Raw genomic sequence first — 16,462 nt, 5'->3', positions numbered from 1 at the left:
AGTAAGGTGGTGATTTAATGGGAGTTCAAAAAAGAAAATCTAAAATAGGATTTTATATTATTCTTCCATCATTAATTTTAATAGGTATTTTTGTATATTATTTCATTTTTTGGACAATAAGAACATCTTTTTCAAATTGGAATAGTTTTGGAAGTTTATTAAGAGGAATATATAAATTTGTCGGTTTTAGAAATTATCAGAGAATGTTTATGGATGAAAGATTTCAAACAGATTTATGGAATACTCTATATTTTACAATATTCTTTATTTTAGGGTCAGTAAGTTTAGGACTATTTTTGGCAAATTTAATTGATAAGGGAATAAAAGGATCAAAATTTTTTCAAAACCTTTTTTTATTTCCAATGGCTATAGCATTTGTTGTAACCGGTACAGTGTGGAGTTGGATTTTTGCTCCAGGTAATATTCCAAAAGATCCTCAAGGAATAAATTTATTATTAAGCAGATTGGGATTGGAAAAATTGCAATGGCTTTGGTTTACAAGTTCAGAAAATATAGGACATTTTAATTTAGCTTTAATTCCTGTTATTATTGCTGCTATTTGGCAAATGTCTGGATATATAATGGCAATGTATTTAGCAGGTCTAAAAGCAATTCCCAACGAAATCTTAGAGGCTGCTAGAGTTGATGGTGCTAATGAAAGATATATTTTTTGGAAAATAAAGATGCCTTTATTAAAACCAATCACTTTGAGTGCAATGATTGTGTTGGGACATATTTCATTGAAAATATTTGATTTAATTTATGCAATGACAGGAAGTGGTCCAAATAATGTTACAGATGTTCCTGCAATTTATATGTTTGAACTTACCTTTAGATCCAATAGATATGCTATGGGATCAGCTATATCAGTTATAATGCTTTTAATGGTTGCAGTAATAATTATTCCGTATCTATATTCTTCCCTTAGAAAGGGAGTGAGTTCATGACAAAAACTAAATTAATTATTTATTATATTCTATTGATAATTTTTTCCTTGTTTTTTATAACTCCTTTTTATGTCACTTTAATAACCAGTTTCAAACCATTAAATGAAATATCTATTGCTACAATGTGGGATTTTCCAAAACATTTCTCATTAGAGGGTTTTATTCAAGCATTTAAAAAATTAGCTCCAAATATGAAAAATAGTTTTTATTTAGTTATTCCAGCAACAATCATCTCATCAATTTTAGGTTCAATCAATGGTTTTGCATTGTCAAAGTTAAAATTCAGATTTTCAAATTTAGTTTTTGCTTTGATATTATTTGGTATGTTTATACCATATCAAAGTGTTTTGTTTCCATTAATTCAATTTTTTCAAAAAATAGGATTATATGGAACGATTTCTGCTTTAATTATAATTCATGTAATATATGGTATTCCGATAACAACACTAATGTTTAAAAATTATTATGAAGAAATTCCTGATGAATTAATAGAAGCAGCTTCAATAGATGGCGCAAATTTATATAATATTTATACAAAAATACTTCTTCCTATTTCAATTCCAGGTTTTGTCGTAGTAGCAATCTGGCAATTTACTAATATATGGAACGAATTTTTATTTGCTGTTACAGTAACTAATAATCCTGCAAAACAACCAATAACTGTAGCACTTGTAAATCTTGCTGGAAGTCAGGTTGTTGAATGGAATATTCAAATGGCCGGAGCATTAATTGCAGCTTTACCAACACTGATTGTATATATAGTTTTAGGTAAATACTTTATAAAAGGACTTTTAGCTGGATCAGTTAAAGGATAATGAGGAGGAGCATAAATGAAAATCTTTTCTATGAACTATGATGAAAAATTCTTTGAAATAAAAAAAAAGAATTACATATTAAAATTTAACATTCAAAATATACTTGAAGGATTTATTTTAAGAGGAGAAATAAAAGGACGTCCTGGACGTATAGAATTATTCAGTGAAGAGATAAAGGATAATATTGTATTTATTAATAGTTGGCAAAGCTGGGGGCTGTCAACAAAAGTAAAAATTGATCAATATCAGTATAATATCCCTGAAGAAAAGAAAAGAAAGGCTAAATATAGTTTACATATTATGCCAGAAAATTTAAACAAAAATATAATATCTGATTATTTCATAGGTAAAAAGGATAGAGTTTATGGTTTTTTAAAATCAAAAGTAGCCCATCCTTTTTTTGAAATAAAAGAAAAGAAAATAGTAGCATACCTTGATTTTTTTGATAGAGATTTTGAAGAATATGTGGAAATTGAACCTTTTATTTATCTTAAAGGAGAAAATATAGAAAAGCTTTTAGAAATATATGCTGATTATGTAAAATTTGAAAATCATCCAAAATTTTCAAAATGGAACCCTATCGGTTGGTCTTCCTGGTATCATTATTATGAAGACTTAACCTGGGAAGATACTTTAAAAAATTTAGAATTATCAAAAGAATATAATTATGAAGTATTTCAATTAGATGACTCTTGGCAAAAAGATATTGGTGATTGGATTCCTAAAGATTCATTTCCAGATTTTGATGAAATTGCTAATAAAATTAAAGAATATGGTTATATTCCCGGATTATGGCTAGCTCCTTTTAGTGTATCAGAAACTTCTGAAATGTTTTTAAATCATAAAGATTGGTTAGTAAAAGATGAAAATGGTAAACCTAAAGTAGCTTATATAAATTGGAATAAAAATATATATGCATTAGACACTACTCACCCAGAAGCACAGGAACATTTAAAAAATATTTTTTTAAATATGAGAAATAATGGAATTCATTATTTTAAAATAGACTTTTTATTTGCTGGTACAATTCCAGGAAAAAGATATTTAGAGGTTACTCCTATTGAAGCATATAATATTGGAATGAAAATAATCAGAGAAGCCACTGGTGAAGATTTTGTATTGGGATGTGGCGCTCCTATTTTGCCATCAATAGGATATGTTGATGGAATGAGAATTAGTGCTGATACTGCCCCATTTTATAAAACAAATGATCGAGATTTTGTTTATCAAAATGCTTATTTTGCATTAAGAAATGTTATTACAAGATATTTCATGAATGGAAAATGGTGGTGGAATGATCCAAATTGTTTACTCTTAAGAACAGAGGATAGTGAATTTAATGATAAAGTTATTGAAATGTATTCTTACGTATCTGGTTTATTAAACAATATGATTTTACAAAGTGATAATTTATCAAAATCTATTAAAAAAGACGTATATTTTAATTCATTAAAATTAAGAGGTGGAATCCCTCATGTTAAAGGATTGATGAATGATAATTATTCATTTGAAATTGAAGCTTTTAATACTAATATTGGTAATGTAAAGATGCATGTTGACTTAGGTGAAATCAACTTTAATTTAGAATACGATATTGATTACCCACAATTAAATAAAAATACAATACATAGAGAGGATGATAATAGATTATTTCACTATTATGAGGAGAGGGATAATAATGCTTGAAAGACGATTTAATCCCATTACTGGAGAATGGGTTATGATTTCTTCTTCTAGACAAAAAAGACCTAATTTACCCAAAGATAGTTGTCCAATTTGTCCAGGAGTATTAGAACTCCCCGGAGAATATGATTTGGTAAGTTTTGAAAATAGATTTCCTGCTTTAAAAAAGGATGCTCCTGATGTTGAAAATAATAGCGATGTATTAATTAGAGATAAATCTCAAGGTGTTTGTGAAGTAATAGTATATACTGAAAAACATAATTCAGAATTATCTCATATGCCTATACATCAAATAGAAAAATTAATTAATATGTGGGCTGATAGAACTAAAGAATTATCTTCATATGAATTTATAAAATATGTATTTATTTTTGAAAATAAAGGTAAAGAAGTTGGGGCAACTTTACCTCATCCCCATGGCCAATTATACGCATTCCCATTTTTACCTCCTAGAATTCAACTAAAAATGGAATCATTGGAAAAATGGTATAGTGAAAAAAACTCTTGTGCAATATGTGATATTGTAAAAGAAGAAAAAGAACAAAATGAAAGAATTGTATATGAAACAGAAAATATTATTGCTTTAGTTCCGTTTTATGCTAGATATCCCTATGAGATACATGTATACCCTAAAAGACATGTAGAAACAATATATGAATTATCAAATAAAGAGAAAAAAGAATTTGCTGAAGTGTTAAAAGTAATAACAAATAAATATAATGGTTTGTTTAATATGCCATTCCCATATATGATGATGTTTTTCCAAAAACCATTTAATATCAATAAATCTACACATTTCTTCCATTTTCATGTGGAGTTTATTTCTCCAATGAGAGGTCCAAATTTAATCAAATGGGTAGCAAGTGTTGAAAGTGGAACTTGGGCATTTATTAATCCTATCGAACCTGAACAAGCTGCTAAACAATTAATAGATATTGAGGTGAACTTTGATGAAATATAGAGCGCCTGGTCGTATAAACATAATAGGAGAACATACAGATTATAATGATGGATATGTTTTACCTTTTGCTATAGATAAATATATATATTTAGAAATAGAAAAATCTGATAAATTCACTTTTTCTTCAAAAAATTCCAATGAAAAAATTTCTTTAAAGAATTTACAAAAAACAAATACCTGGGCAGATTACATAATTGGAACAATACTTGAAATTGAAAACATAATAAAAAAAGACATACCTCCCTTAGAATTTAGGATTGAATCAAACCTTCCGATTGGAGCTGGATTATCCAGCTCCGCTGCTTTAGAAGTTGGCTCAGCGTATGCTATCAACGATTTTTTCGATTTAAAACTCTCAAATGAAGATATCGCAAAAATAGGATGGAGAGCAGAAAATAAATTTGTTGGATTAAATTGTGGTATTATGGATCAATATGCCAGCGCTTTATCTAAAGAAAATCATGCTTTATTTATTGACACTTATACAAAAAAATATGATTTAATTCCATTAAATTTAAAAGATTATAATTTCTATATTATAAATTCTGGTGTTAAGCATGAATTAGGAAATTCTGAGTATAATGTTAGAAAAAAACAATGTGATGAAGCATTAAAAACATTAGAAAAAAAATCTTTTAGAGATGTATCTTATGAAGATTTAGAAAAATTAAAAGGTATCAGTTATAAAAGAGCAAAGCATGTTTTAGATGAAAATAATAGAGTTTTAAAAACAATTGAAGCCTTAAAAAATAATAATATTGAATTAATTGGCGAATATTTGTTTGAATCACACGAAAGTTTAAAAAATTTATATGAAGTTTCTTGTGAAGAAATAGATTATATAATCGATAATTTAAAAAATAAGGTTACAGGAGCACGTATTGTTGGTGGTGGATTTGGGGGATCAATTCTAGTTTTATCTAAAGAGGATGATTTTGAAAAAATTATAAATAATTTAAAATACGAATATTATAAAAAATATTCAATAGAAATAGAATATTTCAAAGTTAAAAGTTCAAATGGAGTTGAAAAATACGTTTAAAAAACGGCAACCACTTTAAGGTTGCCGTTAATATTATTATGTAAATACTTCTTAAGTAAATTTTTTTACAATTATTGTGAATATTAAATATATGATTTTTTTCACTTATTGTAAAAAGCATTGACTTTATAGTCATTTTATGGTATTATATAATTTGATTAACGTGTATGAAATATTTTTCATACTATTTGTCATATAATAATATCAAAAGTAATATATATTATAATAGAGAAACATTTTTTATAAACTTTTAATATGAGAGGAGTGATCTTTGTGGCGAGGCAAAAGTGGGGTTCAAGATGGGCTTTTGTTTTAGCAGCTATAGGTTCAGCTGCTGGTTTGGGTAATGCATGGCGTTTTCCGTATATGGCATATTCCAACGGAGGAGGAGCATTTTATATTCCATATTTTGTTGCATTGTTTATCGCTGGAATTCCAATCTTAATGGCAGAATTTGGTGTTGGGCAAGGCTTCCAAGCTAGTGCTCCAAAGGCTATGAGAAAAATTTCAAAAGGTGCAGAATTTATTGGTTGGTGGGCTGTTATTACAGGGGCTATTATTACATTTTATTATAATGTAATTATGGCTTGGATTTTTAATTACTTATATCATTCATTAGGTGTTGCTTGGAAAAATGATCCTAAAGGATTTTTCTTTGGTGATTTTTTAAAATTAACAGATGGGCCTGGTCAATTAGGCGGATTAAGATGGCCTATAGTAATAGGATTATTTATCGCTTGGTTGTGGGTTTATTTAATTTTAAGAAAAGGTACAGAATCTGTCGGAAAAACCGTTATGTGGACAGTTCCTTTACCAATTATTCTATTATTAATATTAGGAATAAGAGGAATAACATTACCAGGTGCTGCAACAGGTTTAAATTTCTTATTTGAACCTAATTTTGCTAAGTTGGCAGATCCAAGAGTTTGGGCGAATGCATTTGGACAAATATTCTTCTCGTTAAGTGTTGCTTTTGGAGTTATGATTGCTTATGGTAGTTATAATGATAAGAAAAATGATATTGCAAACAATACTATCATTACAGCATTGGGTAACTCTGCAACTTCTTTTTTAGCAGGTATTGCTGTTTTTTCAGTATTAGGATATATGGCTCAACAAACAAATGTTCCAGTTGATGAAGTTGTTAGCGGCGGTGTGGGATTAGCATTTGTTGTTTATCCACAAGCTATTTCATTAATACCTGGCGGCCCTATTGTTCAATCGATAATTGGATTAGCATTTTTTGTTATGCTATTAACATTAGGTATAGATTCAGCATTTTCATTGGTAGAAGCTGCTGAAGCTGCTGCCGGAGATAAATTTAAAATCAATATGAAATCATTCTTAATAGGATTTTCAATTGTAGGATTCATATTTGGTTTAATATTTGCAACACAAGGTGGATTATATTGGTTAGATATTATTGATCATTTCATGGGTACATACGCATTATTAGTTGTTGGTATTTTGGAATCTATTGTTATTGGATGGATTTTTGGAGCTAAAAAACTAAGAGATTATATAAATTCAGTATCTGAAATAAAGATTGGAAGTTGGTTTGATATATCTTTAAAATATGTTATTCCAATTGTTTTAATATTCATCTTAGCATTAAATATTGCTGATGAAATCAAAAATCCTTATGGTGGATATCCAGGGTGGTCATTAGCTATTGGTTTCTTAGTATTTATTTTAGTACCTATTTTGGCTGTAATATTTGCTAAAATCCCATCAAAAGATGAAAAATATGATGTTGTAGAAAAAGAAATTACCTTCGAAGAGGAATAGGAGGGGATATTTATGTCTGGAAGTGCAATATTTTTTATGATCTTTGCTGGTGTTGTTTTATTTGGAGGTTTAGGCTGGTCTTTAAGCATAGCAGCTAAAGCTAATAAAAAATAATATAATGTTCAGGCGCAGTGAAAACTGCGCTTTTTTTATTTAACAAATATATATTATAATATTTTTATATCAAACTTTACATTTAGGAGGAAAAAATGAAATATTATAATTTAGAAGCTTTAAGTTTAGAAAATGAAAATATCAAACTCATAGTATTACCTGAATTAGGAGCTAAAGTTGCTTCAATAATATATAAGCCGCAAAATTTTGAAATATTATTTCAACCAACATTAAAAAAGTACGATTTACCTAAATATGGTGATTCTTTTGAAAAATATGATACTTCTGGAATTGATGAAATGTTTCCTAATATAGATAAATGTATTTACCCTTTCGAAGAATATTACGGAGAAACATTGCCAGATCATGGGGAATTATGGAGTATACCATGGAAATATGAAAAAATAAATGATAATAGGATGTTTTGTAAAGTAAAAAGCCCTAAATTCAATTATATTTTTAAGAGAACTATTGAATTAAATAATAATAGTATTATATTCAATTACTCAGTAAGAAATCTAAACAATCATATATTTAGCGGTTTTTGGGCATTTCATGGATTACTTGCAATAGATAATAATAGCGAAATTATTTTAGAAGGAATAAATAAGGTATTAAACATTAAAAAAGATAGTAAATATTTAGGGAATGGAGAAAATATCTGTGATTATCCTGTATATAATAATTATCATTTAAATAAATTTTTACCAGTTGAATCTAAAAATACAGAAAAATTCTATTTATTAGATAAAATTGATTCTGCAGGAGTTACTTTGAATAATAATAAATTATTATATAAAATTTCTTTTAAAAATATTCCTTATGTAGGAATATGGAAAAATGAAGGTGGATTTAAAGGCGAATATAATTGTGCAATAGAACCTTGTAATGGTTTCTATGACTCACTTGAAATAGCAAAAAAATATGGGAAATACTTAACTTTTGAACCAAATGAAGAAAAAAACTGGTGTTTAACCATTACACTAGAAAAATTTTAGATTTTATGATATAATTAGTAAGGCTAATTATATAAGAGGTATTTGAATGAAAAATTTTGTTTTTCATAATCCAACAAAATTAATTTTTGGAGAAAATACTATAAAAAAATCCGTTCAAAGAGCACCAATGGGTAAGCTTAAAAAGCTAAATGAAAAAGAGATTAGAGAAATTTATAAAATTGCATTATAATATATAATTTAATTTTGTTAGATATATTTTTATTGGAACTAATCAACATGTTATTCAATAAATAAAATTCAAAATACTGATATAAATGGTTGAATGAAAATCATTCAACCATTTTTTATTTAAATATGCATTGCTAAGCCTTTTGCATCTTCAAACGCATCCAAAATAGTTTCTGTTAATGTTGGATGCGGATGTATTGTATTAGTAATTTCTTCAACAGTTAGTCCATATTTTACAGCTAATACACCCTCCTTAGTGCCTATATATCCAGATACAATTTTATCATTTTAAAAAAATACTTATTAACTTTCAGATTAACAAAAATTAAACTTTTAAAAAATATTATCTATTCAATAAACTTTTCCTATTTTCAATTACGTCAATTAATCCGTTATAATCAACAACCTTTACCTTTGAATCTTCATGCCATCAATAGTTTTAATAACTTCATAATTCGCCATAGTAATTCCCCTTTAAATTAGTGATTTAATTTGCTTTATTGATAAAAAACAACTTTCATTATTTACCAAATTTTAAAATTATTTTTTATATATATCATATTTTCTAAATATTTTATTTTGTTTCTTAAAAATCAATAAAACATGAAAATTTTAAACAATATTAAATTATTTAAAAAAAACATTCAAATAATTCTAATTTTTAATCCAAAAATTTCAGTTTTTTAACTTACTTTGTTTTTTTAGTCTTTAGAACATACAGATTAACAATATGCTTAATGGTAAAAAAAGTATAAAACTTTTCATTTATTTTATTTTATGTTAAAAAATAATAGCTATAATATATCCGGATATTCGAATATTTGAAAGGAGTATACTTATGCTTGAAGAAATAATGAAAATACTGGCTGATAAAACAAGGTTGAGGATTTTAAATCTTTTGTATTTTAGGCCGCATTGTGTTTGTGAGATTGTAAAGATACTCCAATTACCGCAATCTACTGTTTCCAGACATATCTCGAAAATGAGGCTTGTTGGTATTATTAAACCAACCAAAATGGGCACTTTGACTAAATACTCTATTAATAATAATGTGCTAAATAATTATTCTTTCCTCAAATACTTAAAGAATGATCTTGCAAAAAATTATGAAAATGATCTAAAAAGAAGTAAAAATTATATTGTCAATGGAAATAGTTGCACTTTAAAATAATAAAAAGGAGGAGTTGATTATGAAAGTCAAAGAATTTCAACCATCATGGTTTGCTGGTATTATGGGAACAGGGATTCTTTCCATTACATCATTTATTTTTTCAGGATATATACACTTTTTAAAAGATTTTTCTTATTTTCTTTTTTATCTGAATCTATTTTTATTTAGTGTTTTTCTTGTTAACTGGATTGTGAAATTTTTTATTTATAGAGAGGATTTTTTTAAAGATTTTTATCATCCACTTGTATCAAATTTCTTTTCTGCCTTTGGGGCAGCTATGCTTGTGATTTCTGCAAACATACAAATGTTATTCTATAATTTTTTATTATCTTTTGGATTTTGGATTGCAGGAAGTTTTTTTACAATCCTATTTGGTATTATTACACCGTTTATTATGTTTAAGGAAAATCATATTAAACTCGATCATATTTGTCCTGCATTTTTTATTCCGCCTGTAGCATTTATAGTAATTCCAATACCTGGTAGCGCATTTATCAATCATTTTCACGGATGGATAAACGATTTAATTATTGTTACTAACTATTTTAGCTGGGGAACTGGCTTTTTTCTTTTCCTGATAATGTCATCTATATCCATGTATAGGTTTATTCTCCATCATCCTCTGCCAAATATTATGGCACCGACAATATGGGTTAATCTTGGTCCAATTGGTGCAGGGACAACTGCCTTGATTAAACTTACTAACGCGTCAAACTTTATAGTGTCAAAAGATATTTTATATGGATTTTCTCTTTTGTTATGGGGTTATGGTATATGGTGGCTATTGATGGCAATATCTTTAACTATTTATTATTCTAAAAAAATGACGATACCGTTTACTTTATCCTGGTTTGCCTTTATCTTCCCGCTTGGTGCATATATATCCGCTACACATACAATATCCATATTATTCAAAATAAAATTCATTGATTATTTTGGCTTTATAATCTATTTCCTGTTAGTTTTCTTCTGGTTTGCAACATTTTTCAATATAATAAAAAAGAAATAGGGGGAAGATCCCCCTATCTTCAAATCCAACTTTATTTTACTTATTTAAAGGATACAATGAATCCATATAAATTTGTCTAACTATTTCTTTAGTTGCTTTTACAGGTGCTAAACTTAATAATAAATCTAATGATGGTGTACTAAATGCTAATTCAACCAACTTATCAATATCGCTTTCTTTAAACCCTTCATCAGCAAGTTTTTGTGTAACTCCTATATTGAATAACCACTTTTCAATACCTTTTGCTGCACATTCTGCTTCTCCAGGAACACCTTTTAAATCTGGTACAATTGGGCTATAGATTTCTGCAAGAACTTCTGCTTGTGCAGGATATATAGCTTTTACAACTGCTGGAAGAAGCATAGCTAAACCTAATCCATGAGGCAATTCAGGTTTAATTCCACTTAATGGATGTTCTAAAGCATGGGTAAAGTGTAATAATCCATTATCAAAGGAAATACCTGCGATAGTTGAAGCATATAACAAGAAATATCTTGCTGTTAAATCTCCTGGTTTTGCTTGAGCCTGTGGAAGATATTTTGAAACTAATCTAATTGTTTCCTTTGCCAAAAGAATTGAGTATGGAGAAGACACTAAAGTTGTTGCAGCTTCTGTAACATGGTTTACTGCATCAATTGCTGTATATGTTGTTTGAGACCATGGTAATGATTTAGTAATTTCAGGATCATCAATAGCAAAAACAGGATATATGCTATCATAAGCTAATGCGGGTTTATAACCTTTTTCTTCAATTGTTGCAACTGCAAATCTATCAACTTCAGTTCCTGTTCCATGAGTAGTATTTATTGCAATTATTGGTAATGCTTCTTCTGGTACAAACTTTAATTCATACAAATCTGCTCCTGTATAATTTCTGTATTTTTCATGTAATAATACAGCAACACCTTTTGCAGTATCAATATGACTTCCACCACCAATACCTATAACTGCTTTTGCACCAAAATCTAATCCCATTTTTTTCGCTTCATCAATCATATCAACACTTGGATTAGGCTTGATACCATAATATATAATATATTCAATGCCTGCTTCATCTAAAAAATTCTCTATTTTTTCTTTTATCCCTGTTACTGTATAAACTACTTCATCAGTTAAAATAATGACCTTCTTTATATCTTTTTTGTTTAAAAAATCACAAACATCTTTAAACTTATTTATTGCTCCAACTCCAAAATATGCTGTTGTTTTACATCTTAATTCAAAAACGTTATAAATGTTTACTTTACTTTCCCATGCACCATTTAATAACATTCTACCACCTCCATTTAAAGTACTTGGTTTATTTCTTAGGCACCTTCAATAATTTTATTTATGCCTTTTTTCACTTATAATTTTCAAAACAAATACTTAATATATTTTATTAGTTTATACACATTATATGTATATAATATAACTGAATTTTACTAAAAAATAATTATATAATAGTTATAATTTGGTTATAATATATTTTTAATATTGTTATAAATTAATTTTTGTAAATCGTTTTAGGGAATTTTTAGCTAATTTCGGATTAACCATTATACCAGGGCCACTAATACATCCTCCCTCACACGCCATTCCCTCAATCAAATCATAATTATCTTTTTTTATCTCTTCGAAAACATTTTTAGCTTCTTTTAATCCATCCATTTTTATAATTTTCAACTCTTTAGAGCATTCATGTTTTACTGCTTCTGAAACTCCTCCACTAATAGCAAATATCCATCCATATGGTGTTCCATTCACTTTTTCTTCTTCAAAATTTGAAGGTTCTATTTTTTTAGTAATAAATAAAGCGCCCAATTCTTCAAAAGTAATTACATAATCAACTAAATTCGAATACTTTGCTTCTTTTTTCTTAGCAATACATGGACCTATAAATACTATAATGGAATTTTTATTATTATTTTTTAATTTTTTTGCTAATGCAACCATCGGTGATGGAGCGGGAGAGATGTTTTTTATATAATCTTTCTGATATTTTTTTACATATTCAACAAATGCTGGACAACATGAAGTAGTAATCAAATCTTCTGATTTTTTTAGCAACTCTGCTTCTTCTTTAGCTACTTCATCAGCACCTAATGAAACTTCATATGTTTCAACAAATCCTACTTTTTTTAATGCACTTTTTAATTGACCTATTTTCACACGAGGTCCAAACTGAGAAATTAACGAAGGTGCGAAAATAGCAATAACCCTTTTATTTTCTTTTATAGATTTCAATACTCTCAATAAATCAGAGGGTGTTTCTACTGCGCCAAAAGGACATGATATATAACATGCTCCACAATTTACACAGTCTTCGTAATTTATTTCTGCTGCTCCCGTTTCATCTTCAGTTATCGCATTAATTACACATGCTCTTTCACATGGCCTTTCAAGCTTTACAATTGCATAATAACTACATGTATTTGCGCACATTCCACAACTTACACAAATATCATAATTTATTTGTGCTTTATTATTTTCAAATGTAATAGCATTTTTAGGACAAACATTTGCACATGAATGAGCAACACAATTTCTACACAAATCAGTCACATAATACCTTCCTGAAGGACACATATCACAAGCTTCTTTAATTATTTGCATATACTTTTCTTCGGGAGCATACGGATTTTGATCAGACAAAATTAGATCCATTTCTTTAACTACTTCATATAATTCCATATCTTTAGATTTTTCATAATCCATTCCTAATAAAATTTTAATTCTCTGTTTTAAAATTTCTCTATCTCTGTATATTAAAGAATTGCTTGAAGCTTCATTAGCTAATGGAAAAATCTCTTTTGGAATTTTTACTATGTTTTCATAATTTCCTTTTTCAAAAGATTCCGCTAATTTTATTAATGTTTGTCTTCTTGTTTTCATAATTTCATTGAAAACAAAATTTCTCATACTATTCATCTCCATTGTTTTCAAATAAATTTAATATTATATCTTTAATCTTTTCTGGATTTAAATTGTCATAAAATTTATCTTCTATCTTTGCAATTGGCGGTTTCATATCACCATAACATAAATCAAAACATGTATTATATTCAACTTTAATATTATTTTTTACGTTTTCTGGCAATTCATTTATAGCTTCAATTAACATCGACGATCCAAAAAGATGGCATGTTGTTCCTACACATATTTGAACTTTCATACTATTCCTCCTTTAACAATATTCAATTTCAACTTTTTTACCTAATTTTTCTAAATTTTTTGCAATATCCCTTATTAAATTAGATCTAATAGACATATCAAAAGGTAACGCAGGATTATGGTAAAAAACATTGACCTTTCTTCCAACTAAAAATTTTATTTCATCACAAGTTCTTAATATTAAAAATATTTTTTCTGCTGAATTCGCCGTTTTTTCTTCAATATCAATTTCAAACATATTATTTTTACATTTTTCCAATAATTCATTAAGCGCTTTTAATGTTAGAACTCCTTCTGTAACTAAATCTACACCTTCCATTTCACCGTATGGTGGAAGACCTTTATAAACTGTTGCACTTAAATCTATATCTATTTTTCTATTGCTAACTTTAGATACTATATTTCCGGTAGTACCACCACAAATTATCTTTTTTCCTTCAAAATTCAAAAATTTCTCTACATAATATTTATCAGTTTTTTGGTCTAATGGTGGACCTGTAAATATAATTACACTTGACTTTTCTGTCATTTTTATTCCTACTAATGTAGCATCATCACCTGGTTTGAATTCATAGTAACTATTTGTAACTTCAATCAAACTATCAACCATATACTTTACATTTCTAGTTTTTCTGTGCATCCTTTTTAAATAATTTGCTATATTTTTAGTACCCCATCCAAAATCCATCAAATTACCCAATCCAGCATGTACAACTCCATCACTCATAATAAATATAAAATCTTCCGCATCAAGCTTAAATGTCGCTATTTTTATCTTTTTATCACTAATTATTTCTTCTCTATATGGTGGTATAAAACAAACACCTTTTTTTAAAATTATAGGTTCTGGATTATCATAATTGACAAGTTTCACTGTTCCATTTTTATAAATTTGAACTATTGTGAATGTTGAATAAGCAATTCCTCTAATTTTACAAACTGGAAGTGTATTTGCTATTGTTTTTACGACTTCAGAAATATTTACACCCTTTTGCAACATAGTACTTATAATCTCTGTTGTTAAAATAGATAATATACTGGCTTTTATACCACTTCCAAGGCCATCTGATAATACTATAATTTTAGAATCATCATTTTTGGTCATCTGAAAATTATCTCCACACACTTGTTCTCCATATTTATTTATACTTCTTTTATATACGACAGCTGATGCCATAAATATCCTCTCCCTAATTTTCTTTCTTTATAATTGATAATAATTTCATTAAACTCGCTTTTGTTTCTGCTGTCGTTTCTCCTAAAATAGACGCTATTTCTTGACCTGTTTTCATCTGTTTATCAACAATTTTTTGAACTTCATCTATAATTTTAAATTTTAATTCTCTTAATTCTTTATCTTTTCTTTCTTGTTCAGAAACATCATGAAATATTTTCGCAATAAGCTTTTCACCATTTTCATCAATAACAAATGAAATTTCAGAAGTAACTATATTATGTGCAAAATATTTTCTTATTCTCTTTACTATTTTTTTATCCTTCTTGATAATCTCTTCAAAATCACTAATATCATCAAAAAACTCAAAAATATATCTTCCAATAATATCTTCACTTTCAAGATGGAACATTTTTAAAAAGGTAGGATTAATTATCTTTATTTTAAATTCTTTATCTACAACAACTAATCCATTTGGATCATAATCCCACAACAATTCCCATACATTTTTAGCCATTTTTATCACCTTCAATTTCTCTTATATACGGCAGTATTTGCTCTTGGAAAACCTCTTTAGCATTTTGTGGGTTAATTCGTTTAAAATATTCATCATTCACTCTAACAACAACACCTTGATTACATGGGCCTAAGCAAAAAGATCCTTTTAATTTAATTTTCACATCTAAAGATCTTTTAAAAATCTCTTCTTTAAAAATTCGAACTATTTCTTCAGAACCTTTTAAATAACAAGCACTTCCCATACAAATATAAATTTCTATCATATTACCTTCCCCTTTAAAATTTATAAATCACCATTATATGCATTTATATAAAGTTCCTTTATTTCTGAAATTAATGGGTATCTTGGATTTGCTGATGTACATTGGTCATCAAAAGCATTTTCAGACATTTCATCTAATTTTGTATAAAATTCTTTTTCATTGATTCCTAATTCTTTTATGGATACAGGTAAATAAAGAGCTTTTTTCAATTCTTCAATAGTAATATTTTTCTTATTTTCATAATTAACAACCTCCTTTTAAATAAAAACAATCTATAAAACGTGAAAAAAATCACTTTTATCATTTTTTAAAATTTTTTCTATTGGTTTTATGAGAAAAAATTCACAAATAACTCCAAAATCAACACTTTCATTGTTCAAACTAATTTTACAATTTAAATATTAAGAACTCGTGTATTGATATTACAATGTGATTTTTTTCGCATTAAGTTTTCTATAAATTAATAAAGCAGTGCAAAAATATTCTCAATGGGGATTTTTGTAATACAAATCAATTATTAACTTTATTTCTCCAGATCCTTTATCCAACATCTTTGATATTTCATTTATACTCATACCTCTATTATAATATTCTATAATTTTTTCTTTCAAAATTTGCTTTGTTATCGTCTTTTCT

19 protein-coding genes and 1 pseudogene are annotated in these 16,462 nt (G+C 27.5%); 11 read left to right on the top strand and 9 right to left on the bottom strand.

The window, feature by feature from the left end; genetic code table 11:
• The first annotated feature begins 17 nt into the window (after positions 1 to 17).
• From ACZ5CK_RS04405 to ACZ5CK_RS04365, 9 genes are all read left to right on the top strand, one after another.
• Entirely contained in the window at positions 18 to 947 is a 930-nt protein-coding gene (locus ACZ5CK_RS04405) for a carbohydrate ABC transporter permease (RefSeq protein WP_464582684.1), read from the top strand.
• Positions 944 to 1,762, top strand: a complete 819-nt coding sequence (locus tag ACZ5CK_RS04400; RefSeq protein ID WP_464582683.1) for a carbohydrate ABC transporter permease — start codon at positions 944 to 946, stop codon at positions 1,760 to 1,762. Before ACZ5CK_RS04405 ends, ACZ5CK_RS04400 begins: the two co-directional genes overlap by 4 nt.
• Before the next feature lie 15 nt (positions 1,763 to 1,777).
• Positions 1,778 to 3,448, top strand: a complete 1,671-nt coding sequence (locus ACZ5CK_RS04395; protein WP_464582682.1) for a glycoside hydrolase family 36 protein — start codon at positions 1,778 to 1,780, stop codon at positions 3,446 to 3,448.
• A complete protein-coding gene (gene galT / locus ACZ5CK_RS04390; RefSeq protein ID WP_464582681.1) occupies positions 3,441 to 4,406 on the top strand; it encodes a galactose-1-phosphate uridylyltransferase in 966 nt (321 codons plus the stop codon). The genes ACZ5CK_RS04395 and galT overlap by 8 nt, the downstream gene beginning before the upstream one ends.
• The gene (locus tag ACZ5CK_RS04385) at positions 4,396 to 5,448 is read left to right on the top strand and encodes a galactokinase (RefSeq protein WP_464582680.1); all 1,053 of its coding nucleotides are present in this window, start codon (positions 4,396 to 4,398) and stop codon (positions 5,446 to 5,448) included. Before galT ends, ACZ5CK_RS04385 begins: the two co-directional genes overlap by 11 nt.
• A 273-nt stretch (positions 5,449 to 5,721) precedes the next feature.
• Positions 5,722 to 7,236, top strand: a complete 1,515-nt coding sequence (locus ACZ5CK_RS04380) for a sodium-dependent transporter (protein WP_464582679.1) — start codon at positions 5,722 to 5,724, stop codon at positions 7,234 to 7,236.
• Positions 7,237 to 7,248: 12 nt separating this feature from the next.
• On the top strand, positions 7,249 to 7,350 hold the full coding sequence (locus ACZ5CK_RS04375) for a MetS family NSS transporter small subunit (RefSeq protein ID WP_464582678.1): 102 nt from the start codon (positions 7,249 to 7,251) through the stop codon (positions 7,348 to 7,350).
• A 95-nt stretch (positions 7,351 to 7,445) separates the two neighbouring features.
• Positions 7,446 to 8,348: an aldose epimerase family protein gene (locus ACZ5CK_RS04370; RefSeq protein ID WP_464582677.1), complete on the top strand. Its 903-nt coding sequence runs from the start codon at positions 7,446 to 7,448 to the stop codon at positions 8,346 to 8,348.
• Positions 8,349 to 8,394: 46 nt separating this feature from the next.
• Complete coding sequence (locus ACZ5CK_RS04365) at positions 8,395 to 8,538, top strand: hypothetical protein (protein ID WP_464582676.1); 144 nt, start codon at positions 8,395 to 8,397, stop codon at positions 8,536 to 8,538.
• A 119-nt stretch (positions 8,539 to 8,657) separates the two neighbouring features.
• Here the strand turns inward: ACZ5CK_RS04365 and ACZ5CK_RS04360 are convergent, their stop codons facing one another.
• Positions 8,658 to 8,801 carry a hypothetical protein gene (locus ACZ5CK_RS04360; protein WP_464582953.1) on the bottom strand — a complete coding sequence of 48 codons (144 nt, stop codon included), beginning with the start codon at positions 8,799 to 8,801 and terminating at the stop codon, positions 8,658 to 8,660.
• A 574-nt stretch (positions 8,802 to 9,375) separates the two neighbouring features.
• Here ACZ5CK_RS04360 and ACZ5CK_RS04355 point away from each other — a divergent pair.
• Complete coding sequence (locus ACZ5CK_RS04355) at positions 9,376 to 9,708, top strand: ArsR/SmtB family transcription factor (protein ID WP_464582675.1); 333 nt, start codon at positions 9,376 to 9,378, stop codon at positions 9,706 to 9,708.
• Positions 9,709 to 9,727: 19 nt separating this feature from the next.
• Positions 9,728 to 10,717 (top strand): TDT family transporter, encoded by a 990-nt coding sequence (locus ACZ5CK_RS04350; protein WP_464582674.1) that lies wholly within the window; start codon positions 9,728 to 9,730, stop codon positions 10,715 to 10,717.
• 36 nt (positions 10,718 to 10,753) lie between these two features.
• On the opposite strand, the gene ACZ5CK_RS04345 is transcribed toward ACZ5CK_RS04350, so the two are convergent.
• From ACZ5CK_RS04345 to ACZ5CK_RS04310, 8 genes and pseudogenes are all read right to left on the bottom strand, one after another.
• Positions 10,754 to 11,989, bottom strand: coding sequence for an iron-containing alcohol dehydrogenase (locus tag ACZ5CK_RS04345; protein ID WP_464582672.1), 1,236 nt, complete (start codon positions 11,987 to 11,989; stop codon positions 10,754 to 10,756).
• 207 nt (positions 11,990 to 12,196) lie between these two features.
• Entirely contained in the window at positions 12,197 to 13,618 is a 1,422-nt protein-coding gene (locus ACZ5CK_RS04340) for a monomeric [FeFe] hydrogenase (RefSeq protein ID WP_464582671.1), read from the bottom strand.
• A 1-nt stretch (position 13,619) separates the two neighbouring features.
• Positions 13,620 to 13,871, bottom strand: coding sequence for a (2Fe-2S) ferredoxin domain-containing protein (locus tag ACZ5CK_RS04335; RefSeq protein ID WP_464582670.1), 252 nt, complete (start codon positions 13,869 to 13,871; stop codon positions 13,620 to 13,622).
• A 12-nt stretch (positions 13,872 to 13,883) separates the two neighbouring features.
• Positions 13,884 to 15,047 (bottom strand): SpoIIE family protein phosphatase, encoded by a 1,164-nt coding sequence (locus ACZ5CK_RS04330; protein ID WP_464582669.1) that lies wholly within the window; start codon positions 15,045 to 15,047, stop codon positions 13,884 to 13,886.
• Positions 15,048 to 15,060: 13 nt separating this feature from the next.
• Positions 15,061 to 15,561: a PAS domain-containing protein gene (locus tag ACZ5CK_RS04325; RefSeq protein WP_464582668.1), complete on the bottom strand. Its 501-nt coding sequence runs from the start codon at positions 15,559 to 15,561 to the stop codon at positions 15,061 to 15,063.
• Positions 15,554 to 15,826 (bottom strand): (2Fe-2S) ferredoxin domain-containing protein, encoded by a 273-nt coding sequence (locus ACZ5CK_RS04320; RefSeq protein ID WP_464582667.1) that lies wholly within the window; start codon positions 15,824 to 15,826, stop codon positions 15,554 to 15,556. The genes ACZ5CK_RS04325 and ACZ5CK_RS04320 overlap by 8 nt, the downstream gene beginning before the upstream one ends.
• Before the next feature lie 20 nt (positions 15,827 to 15,846).
• A pseudogene (locus ACZ5CK_RS04315) lies at positions 15,847 to 16,044 on the bottom strand (bifunctional acetaldehyde-CoA/alcohol dehydrogenase); the annotation flags it as partial.
• A gap of 267 nt (positions 16,045 to 16,311) precedes the next feature.
• Positions 16,312 to 16,437: a DUF6115 domain-containing protein gene (locus ACZ5CK_RS04310; RefSeq protein ID WP_464582666.1), complete on the bottom strand. Its 126-nt coding sequence runs from the start codon at positions 16,435 to 16,437 to the stop codon at positions 16,312 to 16,314.
• Between the last annotated feature and the right edge of the window lie 25 nt (positions 16,438 to 16,462).

Source organism: Marinitoga okinawensis (genome assembly GCF_055387075.1).
This window is presented reverse-complemented; position numbering and strand designations above follow the sequence as displayed.